Source organism: bacterium, from assembly GCA_024224155.1.
Classification (GTDB): Bacteria; Acidobacteriota; Thermoanaerobaculia; order Multivoradales; family JAHEKO01; genus CALZIK01.
The window spans coordinates 43979-57260 of record JAAENP010000114.1 but is presented as its reverse complement, the minus strand read 5'-3'; the positions used below and the strand labels follow the sequence as shown (position 1 = coordinate 57260).

Here is a 13282-nt window from a genome sequence, read left to right as displayed (position 1 = left end):
CGTCAATAGCGGCCCTTTTCGCCGATAGAGCCCGGCCCAGACGCCGGCTCGACGGTCCTGGCCCGGAAAGTGTGCGGTTGATGTCGACGTTCAGCTAGGATTGGCGCCCCATGAAGAAGCTAGCGACAGTTCTCGCCGTTTTTGCACTTACAATCTGCGCTCTCGGACCGAGCCCGGCCGCTGGCGACACCGACGAAGCCCGCTTTCTGACCCGTGTTCGACGCTTGACCTTCGAAGGCCGACGCGCCGGCGAAGGCTACTTTTCACCCGACGGGACGAAGATCGTGTTTCAGAGCGAGCGCGATCCCGAGAATCCGTTCTACCAGATCTTTCTGATGGACCTCGAGACCGGAGACACCGAGCTGGTTTCGCCGGGCCACGGCAAGACGACCTGCGCCTTTCTGCGGCCGGGCTCGAACGACGTGCTCTTCGGCTCGACTCACCACGCCCCTGAGTCCCTGCGCCTGCAGAAAGAGGAGCTGGAGCTCCGCGCCGCCGGCAAGGAGCGTCGCTACGCCTGGGACTACGACCCCGAAATGGAGATCTGGGTGCGAGAGAGCGAGAGCGGCGAGTATCGGCGCTTGACGAACGCTCGCGGCTACGACGCCGAGGCCAGCTACTCGCCCGACGGAGAGTGGATCGTTTTCTCCTCGACTCGTGACGCCTACAGCCGCGAGCTCTCGCCCGAAGAGGCCAAAGCGCTCGAGATCAAGCCGTCCTTCTTCGGAGAGCTCTATCGCATGCGTTCCGACGGCAGCGATCTCGAACGCTTGACCGACGCCGAGGGCTACGACGGGGGGCCATTCTTTTTCCCGGACGGCAAGCGCATTGTCTGGCGGCGGTTCGATCGGGAAGGGCTGACCGCGGACATCTGGACGGCCGCGGCCGACGGGTCCGATGCACGCCGGATTACCGACTTTGGTGCCATGAGCTGGGCTCCCTATGTGCACCCCTCGGGCGGGTACATTCTGTTCGCATCGAACAAGCTGGGGTTCTCGAACTTCGAGATCTACATGGTGGACGTGGAGGGACTTCGGGAACCGGTGCAGATCACCTCTACCGATGGCTTTGACGGCCTGCCGGTGCCGACGCCCGACGGCAAGCGATTGTTGTGGACCTCGAGCCGCCACCAGGGCGAAGGCGGCCAGCTCTTCATGGCGGAGTGGAACCATCAGGCGGCTCTCGAAGCGTTGGCCGAGAGCCCGCTACGCTCGGTCGCTCAGTGAGACGAAACCGGCTTCGGAGGTCGGCGCGTGTGGCCGTCCCGCCACCGAGTGACGTGAACCGGGCCAGCAGGAACGAGGACTCACCCATGCTCACGCAAAGTACGCAAACACTCGCGGTTAAAGCTCTCCTGACCCTGGCGCTGATCCTGGCGTTGCCGGACCATCTCTCGGGTGCCCAATCGGATCTCCGTAACCATGTCGAGACCCTGGCGTCGGACCCCTGGCAAGGACGCATGACCGGAAGCGAGGGAGCAAAGGCTACCGCCGACTACCTGGCCGAGCAGCTCGACGCTCTCGGCGCCTCGCCGCTTCCCGGTCAGGACGGTTTTGAGATCGAGTTCGAGTTCACCGCGGGCACCAGCGACACCGGGTCATCGGTGTCGGTGGTCGCCGGGCCGGAGAAGAACAGCGGCAAGGACGAGAGCTTTGCCGGAACCGGCTTGGTGCAGGCACTCTCCTTCAGTGAAGACGGATCGGTAACGGCGCCGGCTGTTTTTGCAGGCTACGGCATGGTGGTTCCCGACGACGGCGAGTTCTCCTATGACAGCTATGCCGGAATCGACGTCGAAGGCAAGATCGTGGTGGCCTTGCGCTACTTCCCCGAAGACGCCGAGGACGAGACCCGCGGTCGCTTGTCGCGGTTCTCGGGACTGCGCTACAAGGCCCTCCAGGCGCGCGAGCGTGGCGCGAAGGCCATGGTGGTGCTCACGGGCCCGCGATCCCCGAATGCCGGCGAGGTCGTGCCGATGGCTTTCGACGCGGCGACCGACTCGGGTCTGTTGGCGGTGAGCGTCAACGGCGAGATCGCCGAGCGCTTGATCTCGTACGGCTCCAACAAGACCCTGGAGCAGATCCAGAAATCGTTCGACGACGCCAATCCGCACGTCACCGGGTTCAATCTCGAAGGCCTGGAGCTGACCGTCAAGGCCAGCGTCAAGCGAGAGCGGAAGATCGGTCGCAACGTCGTCGGCTTGTTGCCGGGCGCGCCGACGTCGGGCTCCAACGGCTCTGACGGTTCCGAGGCCGGCTTCGAAAAGCCCTACGTGGTGGTCGGGGCTCACTTCGACCACCTCGGCAAGGGCCGCACCGCGGGTTCGCTCGCCGACAAGGAGGAAGCGGACGGCATTCACTACGGCGCCGACGACAACGCCTCGGGTGTGGCCGCAGCCCTGGCTGCGGCCGGCAGACTGGCGGGGAAGGCCGGGGGGCGCCGGATCGTGCTCGCCTTTTGGTCCGGCGAGGAGATCGGGATTCTAGGCTCGGCCGACTTCGTCAAGGAGAAGGTGCTCGACCCCGAAGATATCGCCGCCTATATCAACTTCGACATGGTCGGGCGCTCGAAAGACAACAAGCTGTCACTTCAGGCCGTCGGCTCGAGCCCCGAGTGGTCGGGTCTAATCGAGAAGTCCAACGTGCCGGTCGGGTTCGATCTCAGTCTCCAGGAGGATCCCTATCTGCCGACCGACAGTTCGTCCTTCAACGTGGCTTCGGTGCCGACGCTGAATTTCTTTGCCGGCAGTCACGAGGACTATCACAGGCCTTCCGACACCGCTGACAAGATCAACTACGAGGATCTGGAGCGAATCGCTCATCTGGGGGCCCTGGTTACGACCCGCGTGAGCCGGATGGAGAAGCCGCCGGAGTTCGTCAAGGTCGAGCGCAGGGTCGAAGAGGGCGGCGGCCGCGATGGCGTCCGTGCCTTCACCGGCACGATTCCCGATTACGGCACCGAGGTCGACGGACTCATGCTTTCGGGCGTCATCGAGGGTGGCCCGGCCGACGAGGCCGGCCTCGAGGGCGGCGATGTCATCATCGAGTTCGGCGGCCAGGAGATCTCGAATGTCTACGACTACACCTACGCTCTGGACGCGGTCAAGGTCGGCGAGCCGCTCAAAGTCGTCTACCTGCGTGACGGCGAGAGGAAAGAGACCGCGATCACTCCCCGCGCTCGCTAGTCTAAGGAGGTCGAGATACGGATCCGGTGGATGGCCTCGGCCTTGCCGGTCGTGCCGATGATGGCCGCCGTGTGGCCCGACGCCAGGAGCTCGTCGAGAGCCGCTTCGGCGCGGTCGGCAGGGACGCCGAAGAGCAAGCCGCCCGAGGTTTGGGGATCGAAGAGCAGGGGAAAGTGTGGATGTCGGCGGGCTTCCGGCTCGATCTGCATGCCGCGGGCGGCTTTGGCATTGTCCTCGTGGAAGGTGCTGCGCAGGCCGGTCTCGAGGAGCTCGAGGCTGCCGGGAAGTGCCGGCAGGGAGCGCACGTCGATGGTGGCGGCGAGATCGGCGGCGCGGAGCATGCCCGCCAAGTGACCCGCCAGACCGAAGCCGGTGACGTCGGTCGCGGCGCGAGCGCCGAATCGGCGGGCTACCGCGACGGCGTCGCGGTTCAGCCGCAACATGGAGGCGAGCGCCTGCTCGAACCAGGGACCTCTAAGCTCGCCGCGCATGTCGGCCCGCATGAGCACTCCGGTACCCAGGGCCTTCGAGAGGATCAACCGCTGTCCGGCCTCGAGCCGGGCTTGCACGAGCAGCCGCTGGTCGTTGTCGGCGAAACCTTCGAGGTGAAAGCCGAGCTGAAGCTGGGCGGCGGTCATCGTGTGACCGCCGAGCAGGGTGACGCCGATCTCATCGAAGGCCGCCTGCGCTCCGGCTAGGAGCTGGAACAGGGTCTCCTCTTGCTCCGGGCCGGAATCGCGCTCGGGAAGCGCCACGAGTGCCTGTGCGAATCGAGGCTCGATGCCCTTGGCCAAGAGATCGGAGGCGGCGTTGATCGCGGCGACCCTGCCGACCAGATACGCATCGTCGGTGAAGGATCGGAACTGATCGACGCTCGAGACGATGCGTTGCCCTCCGGGAGCCGAGTAACAAGCGGCGTCGTCGGCGCCGGCCATACCCAGCTCTACCGAGCTGTCCTCGCTTCCCGGTGGCAGCCGCGACAGGGCACGCTCCAGGGCGAGCTGGCCGAGCTTGGCGGCGCAACCGCCGCAGAGTACTTCCGAGTCACCGTCCTCGAGCGTGCCAGCGTTCATGCCCGCGGAGTCGAAGGCCGTCTCGTTCCCGGGGTGGTCGAGAGGCTGAAAGCGGTACATGAACTTCCGGTCGATTCGGTCCTTGAGCCTGAACACCCATTCACCTTCGAAGGAAAGAAACCACTTGCCGCCGATCGCGCCGCCGTCTCCGGTGTTGATCAGGGTCAGAAAGTCGTGCTGTGGCCTGTATCTGTCGAGCAGGGCTTCGCCCGCGAGCAGGCGGCGGAGATTCGTGGTCAGCACCGGACCTTGGCGAACCGCGTAGACGCCCGCCTTGGGCGTCCGGGGATATCGAGTCAGGGTCGAGCAATCGCCGACGGCAAAGATGTGGTCGTGATCCTCGAGTTGAAGGGTCGAGCGGATCTTGACGAAACCGCGCTCGTCGGTGGGCAGGTTCGAGTCGCGAAACAACGGATGGCTGACCGCGCCCGTCACCCAGAGCAGGAGATCGAACGGCTGCTCGGATTTGGAGCTTGCGCCGGCTTGCTTCAGGAAGACGCGGTCGGCCTCGACGCGATCGATGCGTTGGCCGGCCACGATCTTGATGTCTCTCTGGCCTGCGGCGCGTTCGGCTCGGCGACGCATGCCGGCCGAGTAGCCCGCCAGGATCTCGGGTCCGGACTCGATGACGGTGACGTCGACCTTGCGCCCCAGTTCTCGCAGGCGGTGGTCGAGCGCGAAAGCCACTTCGACGCCGCCGGCGCCGGCGCCTGCAACCACAATGCGCACACACTCGGTGGCATTGCTTGCACGGAACTCGTCGAACAGGGAGTCGAGCCTCGAAACGAACCCGGTGATCGGCCGGGTCGGGATGGCGTGCTCTCGCACGCCGGGGGTCGAGAGGCCGGCAACGGTGGAGCCGATGTTGATCGACGCGAGCTCGAACGGTACCGGTGGCCGACCCTGGAGAACAACTCGTTTCTCCTCGGCCTCTATTCTGATGGCGCGCGCGATGATGACTCGCGCACCAATTCGACGAGCGAGCGGCAGCACGTCGATCTCGAGCTCTTCCTGTTTGTACTGGCCCGCGACGAACCCCGGGACCATGCCCGAGTACATTGCCACCGGCCGGTCGACAATCAGCGTGATCCGCGTGTTCGGAGGCGGCTCCATGGCGAAGCCTTCGAGCACCTGGACGTGCGAATGACCACCACCGACGAGGACCAGATTGGTTTGCTTGTCGGTTGGGGCTCGCATGGTCGTGGACTCTGATCGCGCGCCAAGAACTGTAACGGATTCGCGAAGCGTGGCATTGCAGTTGTTGCAGGCAAACGCTCGAGCTCCGTTTCGACCGCCTTGGCGACGGCCCGCGCCTCGGCGCCGATCCGTAAGCAGCCGGCCAGGGGACGCCGCGGGCTTCTCGGCCTGCTGGCGTTAGGCCCTCGGCTGCGCGCCGCTACGCGCAAGCCTCTGCGGTCTCCGAGTCGTCCTTTCGGACGCTTGCGGCGAGCCCCCTGGCCGGCTGCTTGCCGATCGTTTTAGCCTCAGCGCGTTCTGAAACGAAGAGCCGGTCTCGGCCTCGGTTGACCCTTCTCTGGACGTACGGTATCGATTGCTAGGATGGCTGCATGCGGGTCGCCACCTGGAACGTCAACGGCCTGCGCTCGCGCCTGGATTTCGTCAAGCTCTGGCTCAGAGAGCGCCAGCCCGACGCGGTCGCCCTCCAAGAGCTCAAACTGGAGGACGACAAGTTCCCGCACGACGCGCTCGAGTCCGAAGGATATTTTGCCGCCGTTCACGGTCAGAAAGCGTGGAACGGGGTTGCCGTACTGGCGCGGACGAAGCCGGAGTTGGTGCAGAAAGGACTATCCGGTCAAGAGGAGTTCGGCTCCAGGCTGCTGACGGCCAAGGTCGGCTCTTTGAGCTTCACCAGCCTCTACTGCCCGAACGGCAAGAGCGTCGATCACGAGGATTTTCGCCGCAAACTGGCCTGGCTCGAATCTCTGGCCGACCACCTCGAGGTGAGCTCGATAACCGCCCTGCCGGCCATCGTCTGTGGCGACTTCAATATCTGCCCGCAGGGAATCGACAGCTACAACGAAGCCGGCAAAGCCGGCAAGATCTTTCACACCCGAGAAGAGCGGCGGAGTTTCCAGGCCTTGCTCGATCTCGGTTTTGTCGACCTTTACCGGCGAGAGCACCCCGAGCGCCAGGCATTCTCCTGGTGGGACTACCGCGCCGGCTCTTTTCACAAGAACCAGGGGCTCCGGATCGACTTTCTCCTGGCGAGCCCGGGAGCGTCTGAGGTGCGCGAGGTCGAGATAGACCGAGAGTTTCGCAAGAAACAAGAGGGCCTGACGCCATCCGATCATGCTCCTGTCTGGGCGGACCTCGATATATAAATCGAACGCTCGCTCTTTATTTGCTCGATACATCCCCCTCTCCGGGGGGTGACACCCCGAGAGAGGGGTACCTACCGCCTAAAGCCTTGCCGGGGCCTCAGTCGAGCGCCGCCAGGGTCTCCAGCCGGGCCGCTTCGAACTCGTCCCCGGTGTTCCAGGTCGGCAGGTCGTCCTGTTCGGCGAGGTACAGGCCCATGTTGAATCCGAGCACGGTGTCCTGGATCATGCCGTCGAAGTCCCAGTCATCCACGAGCTCGTCCGACGGCTGGTGATAGTGGACGGCCTCCCAAGCCTCGATCTGCTCCTTGCCCCAGCCTTCCGGCCGGTCAACGAACTCGGTCCCGGTGTCCAGATAGATCGCGGGCACGCCGACCTTGGCGAAGTTGAACTGATCGGAACGATAGAAGAAGCCACGATCCGGAAACTGGTCGGGCTTGACGGTGCGCTCCTGCTCGGCGGCGAACCTCTCGACCACGGCATCCAGCGATGACTTGCCGTAGCCGATGTAGGTGACGTCCGCGGTCCTACCCCAGATGTTGGCGCCGTCGTAGTTGATGTTCGCTGCCAACCGGCCGGCGGGAACCGGCGGGTTCTTGGCGAAGTAGGCTGAGCCCAGAAGGCCCTGTTCTTCGGCCGCAACGAACGTCAGCATGATCGAGCGCCGTGGCTTGTCGGGCAGAGCCGCGAAAGCGCGCGCAATGGCCAGGACCTGGGCGCAACCGGAAGCATTGTCGAGAGCTCCGTTGTAGATCTCGTCCCCCTCGTCGTTCGCTTTGCCGATTCCGATGTGATCGTGGTGGGCTGAGTAGACGATGTACTCCTCGGCCAGCTCGGGATCCCGACCGGTGAGAGTCGCCACGACGTTGGCGGTCTGGACCCGTTGGACTTGGTTTGTGAGCGACAGCGAAGTCGTCACGCCCAGCGGCACGGGCTCGAAATCACGGCTCTTGGCGGCCTCTCTCAGCTCGTCCAGATCCAGACCTGCGAGCTCGAAGATCCGGTACATAGCATCTTCGGAAGTCCAAGCGGGGATCTGGATGCGGGGCTCGCCGGCAGCCGGAATCTCGAACTGGGGGCCGGTCCAGGAGGTTTGAACGACCTGAAACGGATAGCCCGCCGAAGGAGTCGTGTGAATGATGATCGCGCCGGCCGCACCGAGCTCGGCGGCCTTTTCGTACTTGTAGGTCCAGCGACCGTAGTAGAGCCGGCGTACGCCCTCGAAGATCTCGTCCGACCAGTCGGGATCGTTGTTGACGATCACGAGCACTTTGCCGGAGACGTCCGTGCCCTTGAAGTCGTCCCAACCGTACTCTGGCGCTTGAATGCCGTAGCCAACGAAGACCAGTTCGGCGCTGTCGATCGAGGCGGTTTCTTCCTGCACGCCGCTCGAGGCGATGTACTCGTCCCACCATTCGAGGGAAATCGACTTGCCGCCCTTGGTGAAGGTCCAGGTCTTGGGAGCCGACGAGTCGACACCGACGATGTCGAAGGGCTGTTCCCAAGAGCCGTCTTGGGCACCGGGGGCGTAACCCATCTCTTCGAGCTCGGCGATCAGGTACTGACGTGCCATCGCGTCGCCCTCGCTGCCGGGACCGCGGCCGCCGTACTTGTCGCTGGCAAGCTCGGCGATCGGGGCTCGAAGTGCGTCGGTGGTGATCTGCACCAGGGCGCCGGCGGCCTCGGCCATGACCGATTCGGTCGACGCGAGCTCTTCGGCGGGCGGAGCGCAGGCGACGGCGCCCGCGAGCGCGGCGACGGACAAGACAGAACCGATTCTCTTCATTGAAACTTCCTCCTTGTTCGGGCGGGAGAGCGAGCGTTCAGAACGAATGCCCGGAGATGCCGTAGTCGCCAAGAGTACGCCGGTTGTTGACTCGAGTCGAGCGTTGCCTGGCCGCGGTGAGGAATGACCGCGTGATATAAGTCCGGTTCGGATGAGTCGATCAACCTTTGTTCGATAGGAGAAGATGGATGAGCGAAGAAGAGAAGCAGAGCCTCTGGGACAAAGCCAAGGATCTGGCCGGCGACGCGGTCGAGAAGGTTCAGGACGTTGCCGAAGATGCCGTCGAGACGGCTGGCGATGTGGCCGAGGCGGCCATGGACAAGGCTGGCGACGCCAAGGATGAGGCCCTCGGGCTGGGTTCCTCGGCGGTGGACAAGGCGGGAGACGCGATGGGCGCGGTCGCCGACAAGGCCGGCGATGCCAAGGACGCCGTGGTCGGGACCGCCAGTGCGGCCATGCACAAGGCCGGTGACCTCGCTCACGCCGTGGGTGACAAGGTCGGCGATGCCAAAGACGCCGTGGTCGACAAGCTCGACGGTGACGACGACGACGACACCGCCAAAGCCTGAGAGCCACGATTCTCTTGAGGGTGCCGGTGCCGAGGGGCACCGGCCTTTGTTGGATAGACTCGAGACAGTGCGCAAGTGCCTCACGAGCAGTGCCGCGGTCGCTCTGCTCGTGATTGCGGCGGCGACGTTTGCCGCGACCGAGCCCGCGGAGATCTGGTTACCGTTGGGCGAGGATCTGCGAATCAGACGTCTGGCCGAGGATCTATGGCTCCATGAGTCCGACACGGAATGGGGGCAGCGGACCGTACCGGCGAACGGCCTGATCGTGCGCGGGCGCCGGGGGGTCATGGTCGTGGACACGCCTTGGACGGAAGACCAGACCGCGCGGCTTCTGGACTGGATCACCGAGAATCTCGAAGCGCCAGTTCTTGGAGTCGTCGGCACACATTTCCATCCCGATGCGTTCGGCGGCATCGCGGAGGTGCACCGCCGGGGGATCATGACCTGGGGCCACGCTCTGACCGGAGATCTTGCGGCCGAGCAAGACCGTGAGGCTCCGAGGCAGAGCTTCGAGGATCGCTGGGGCCTATCTCTCGGCGACGAGCGCGTGGAAGCGGTGTACCTGGGGCCGGGCCACTCGCCGGACGGTCTCATGGTCTGGCTCCCGGCGCGCCGGATTTTGTACGCGGGCTGTGCGGTCAAAGCGCTCGACTGGAAAAGCCTCGGCTACCTTGCCGACGCGGATCTGGCGCACTGGCCGGCAACTCTCCGGGCCGCCGAGACCTTCGAGGCGGAGACCGTGATCCCTGGCCACGGCTCCCCCGGAGGGCCCGAGCTTCTGGCCCACACGCTGGGCTTGTTGGAACAACAAGACGCCCCCTCGGGACCTTGAGGACAAAGAAAAGGAAGTCGGAGCTCGAGCTCCGACCCCCTCGTCCTACCGTGCCCGCCGAGACTAGCTCTTGGCGAGCGAATCCCGGATCTCGGTCAAGAGCTTGACTTCGTCCGAAGGCTCGGGCGGAGCCGCCGGCGCCTCCTCTTCCTTCTTTCTCATGTTGTTCATCGCTCGGATCATCATGAAGATGACGAAGGCGATGATCACGAAGTCGACGATGTTCTGGATGAACGAGCCGTACTTCATCAGCGCGGCGCCGGCTTCCTCGGCGGCCGCCAGCGATTCATAGGTGTTGCCATCGAGCGCCGTATACATGTCGGCGAAGCTGACGCCGCCGGTGAACTTTCCGATCACGGGCATCAGGACGTCGTTCACCAAGGAGGCGATGATCTTGCCGAAAGCGCCGCCGATAATGATACCGACCGCCATGTCCATGACGTTGCCCTTCATGGCGAACTCTTTGAACTCGGACACCATGCTCATACCTGGTTTCCTCCTCTAAGGATGGATAAATATTTCGCTCGGCTGTGCCGGCTGGCCGCCAAGCGGGGTAAACGGGCTGGAGCTCTGTCACCGGCGATTCTAGCGAGAGCGCCGGACGCTGCGCGACAGGCGAATTAGGAATCGTCTTGCGGCGTGCCGGAGACGAACTCGAATCTCGCCAGGATCGGGTCGTGATCCGCGGCGCGTACTCGATGCGGAAGGTCGGCGTTCAAGTGAACGATCTCGGCTGCGACGTTGGCCGCAAGACTCTCGGTGACCACGAAGTTGTCCAAGATCTGGGAACTGCCGCGATAGTTGAAGGTGTAGCGCTCGGCCTGCGGTACGCGTTCGACCAGGTTGTGGAGTCCCGAGCCGCCCAGAATCGCCAGCGGCTCGCGGTACGGGTGCTCGTTGAAGTCTCCCAGAACGATGGCTGCCGCCTCGGGGTCGAGCGCCAACAGGTCATCCAGAAAGTCGCGGATGACGCGGGCTTCGCCACTTCGAAGCTCTTCGGTCGACCGCACCGGAGGCTGAATGCTTCCGAACAGCGGCGAGTCTCCGCGTTTGGAGCGCAAGTGCACGTTGATCAGAAAGAGACGGCGACCGTTGAACTCGAACTCCGCTGCCAGCGGCTTGCGTACTCCGGCCACGTTTCGTTCCGAGTCGGCCGCAAGTGCCGGGTGGCCGGGAGCCACCCGCGCCGGGTTGGGAGAGAGAAACGGTCCGCGCTCGTCGAGAAGCCATTCGGCCGCGGCCTGAGCTTGCGGTCTGCCGCGAGGAACGAATCGAACCCGGTCCGGACGGTAGAGATAGGCGACCCGAATGTTGGCTCCGGGTTGGCCACCGTCGGCCAGATCCTCGGGGTCGACCGACACGGACTCATAGCCGGCACCTCCGGCCGCGGTGATCGCCTCAACCAGGAGCCCGAGCGTCTGTCTGGCGGAAACCGTGCCGTCGTCCTCGGGTCCGGTATCGTCCTGGATCTCCTGAAGGGCGACGATGTCCGGCGAGCCCAGAGCCGCCGCGATCGAGCGGGCGACGCGGCGGTACTTGTCCGGCCCGCTGCGCGCACTCAGGTTTTCGACGTTGTAGGTGGCGACGATGATCGCATTGTCCGATGCCGCGAGCGTGGCGTGAGCCGCCGCAGTCGCGCGCGAGGCCGTCTCGGGCAGAGCCTCGGCCAGCACCCGAAAGGCGCCGAAGGCGTAGTCCAGAACGCCGATGATCTTGTCTTCGAAGTGATCACCGACCGCCACCTGGGGAGCATCGTTCCCCGGCCGGGGCACGACCAGGAGACGTTGTGGGTTGACCTGTGTCGCCGAGGCCACCAGGCCGCCGGCGAGGGAGCGAATGCTCTCGTCTTCGGCGTGGTCGCCGGCGACCACCGCGAACTCGCCGAAGCGCGTCGTCGGTCCCACAACCGCCGCCGCTGAGACCTCGATTCGCATCCCTTCCAGGCTCTCGAAAAAGTCGATCGCGTCGTCAGCGGGCTCGAAGACTCGAAGACCGTCGTCGTCGATGTGGCTCGCTGGCAGTTCGCGCCCTCCGGCGCCGATTGCTACGGGCGCCGGCAGCGGTGCGCCCTGCCCAACGACCTCGAAGAGCGCTTCCTCGAGTCTCGTGACCGAGAGGCCGTTGGGGAATCCGGTCTCCTTGACCAGCCCGTCCACGCGGACGACCTCGCCGGGTCTGGCGGACGCTTCGCCGGAGGGAACCACCAAAAGGGCGTCACTCGTGGCTTCGTCGTGATCGCCAGCGCCTTGAATCCAGTAGCCTCGACCTCGGGCCGCCGGAGAGGTCACCGTACCCTGTACTCGGCGAACCCAGGCACCGTCGAGTGGAGAAATGTGCCCCGCTCCCTGGATACTGCTTGGGCTCAGCTCCTCCTCTTCGATCGCGAAAGCGATGATCTGATTGCGCTGGCGCAAACTGAAGTTGTTGTCCGCCACCAGCACCAGACTTCGGCGACCATCGGCCAGGCGGGGTCCGAAGGTCATGCCTTCGATGTTGTCGAGTTCGAGCCCGAAGGTCTCGAGCCGCAGGAGCAGCGTCTTGCTCACCGGTCGGAAGCTCTTGCCCGCGAGGCCGTTCCAATCTCGAACGTCGGTTGCGTCGTCCACCGAGACCGCGAAGAGCTCGATTACGTTGCCGACTCCCTGGGTATAGGCGCGCTCGAGCGTCAGCAGGCGTGAGTCGCCCAGAGCGATCAGCTCGACCAGGCCACGAGTGCGAAAGTCCTCGGAGCTGAGAGGCGCGTCGCGCACCGGCTCGACCTGGTACACGTATTCGGCGAGCCGGTGCCCGCTTTCGCGGTCCAGTCGCAGAATGCGGGCTGGGCTGCCGACGCCGAGATCGGCTACGGGGCCGTCCTGGCGGAGTGCGTTCTCGGCCGCCGTGTAGAGCCAGTCTCGCCGTGGATCGAGCGCTACGCTCTCGAAGCCGAGGTTGTGCCGAATCCCCAGGCTGTCACCGGCTCGCGGCAGGAACCTCTTCGGCACCGCAAGGTCGCGGAGATAGGTTCCATCGAGCCGGTACTCTCGAATGAAGGGTTCGACGCCCCGCTTGACCTGGCCTTCGGACGAGACATAGAGAGTGCGCTCGGGACTCAGAGCGATCCCCTCGAGGTCTAGCGTCATCTCCGCGAAGGGTGAGCCGCCCCGATCGGTCAGTTCGGTGACACCGACAACTTCGACGCGCGGAGAGCCGGAGCTCAGCTCGATATCGAGCGTGTAGAAGCGCGCCGGTCCCCGCGATGCCGGGTCGTCGGAGATCGCGTAGTAGAGATCACGCTGGGCGTCGTAGGCAATGCCCGAGAGGCCACCCACGGGCGCCTGATCAAACCCGGTGCTTGTCGGCAGGACCGCTTCGCCCAAGAGCTCGAAGGCGCTGATGGAGTGTGGCATTCCGTTCGCGCCGATGGCTGATTCAACCGGGGGTGACGAGGCTGGATCTTGCGGCGATGACGGCGGAGCGGAGGCCGCGCAGCCGAGAAGGATCCCGAAGCCCGCCACCAGGA

The 13282-nt window shown here is 64.7% G+C and carries 9 protein-coding genes; 5 read left to right on the top strand and 4 right to left on the bottom strand.

Annotation, left to right across the window (positions count from 1 at the left end; translation table 11 throughout):
- Positions 1–110: 110 nt before the first annotated feature.
- Entirely contained in the window at positions 111–1226 is a 1116-nt protein-coding gene (locus GY769_06600) for a hypothetical protein (GenBank protein ID MCP4201590.1), read from the top strand.
- A gap of 86 nt (positions 1227–1312) precedes the next feature.
- Positions 1313–3181 carry a M20/M25/M40 family metallo-hydrolase gene (locus tag GY769_06595; GenBank protein MCP4201589.1) on the top strand — a complete coding sequence of 623 codons (1869 nt, stop codon included), beginning with the start codon at positions 1313–1315 and terminating at the stop codon, positions 3179–3181.
- Here the strand turns inward: GY769_06595 and selD are convergent.
- Entirely contained in the window at positions 3178–5451 is a 2274-nt protein-coding gene (gene selD, locus GY769_06590) for a selenide, water dikinase SelD (protein MCP4201588.1), read from the bottom strand. The two genes, GY769_06595 and selD, sit on opposite strands and share 4 nt — an antisense overlap.
- A 371-nt stretch (positions 5452–5822) precedes the next feature.
- On the opposite strand from selD, the gene xth reads away from it, so the two are divergent.
- Positions 5823–6596, top strand: coding sequence for an exodeoxyribonuclease III (gene xth / locus GY769_06585; protein ID MCP4201587.1), 774 nt, complete (start codon positions 5823–5825; stop codon positions 6594–6596).
- A gap of 97 nt (positions 6597–6693) precedes the next feature.
- Here xth and GY769_06580 read toward each other — a convergent pair whose 3' ends face one another.
- On the bottom strand, positions 6694–8379 hold the full coding sequence (locus GY769_06580) for a M28 family peptidase (protein MCP4201586.1): 1686 nt from the start codon (positions 8377–8379) through the stop codon (positions 6694–6696).
- Between the two features lie 188 nt (positions 8380–8567).
- On the opposite strand from GY769_06580, the gene GY769_06575 reads away from it, so the two are divergent.
- Together GY769_06575 and bla are read left to right on the top strand one after the other, a co-directional pair.
- A complete protein-coding gene (locus GY769_06575) occupies positions 8568–8948 on the top strand; it encodes a YtxH domain-containing protein (GenBank protein ID MCP4201585.1) in 381 nt (126 codons plus the stop codon).
- Positions 8949–8997: 49 nt separating this feature from the next.
- Entirely contained in the window at positions 8998–9780 is a 783-nt protein-coding gene (bla, locus tag GY769_06570) for a subclass B1 metallo-beta-lactamase (GenBank protein MCP4201584.1), read from the top strand.
- 63 nt (positions 9781–9843) lie between these two features.
- Here bla and mscL read toward each other — a convergent pair whose 3' ends face one another.
- Together mscL and GY769_06560 are read right to left on the bottom strand one after the other, a co-directional pair.
- Positions 9844–10260 (bottom strand): large conductance mechanosensitive channel protein MscL, encoded by a 417-nt coding sequence (gene mscL / locus GY769_06565; GenBank protein ID MCP4201583.1) that lies wholly within the window; start codon positions 10258–10260, stop codon positions 9844–9846.
- Between the two features lie 140 nt (positions 10261–10400).
- Positions 10401–13169 (bottom strand): hypothetical protein, encoded by a 2769-nt coding sequence (locus GY769_06560; GenBank protein ID MCP4201582.1) that lies wholly within the window; start codon positions 13167–13169, stop codon positions 10401–10403.
- Positions 13170–13282: the final 113 nt, after the last annotated feature.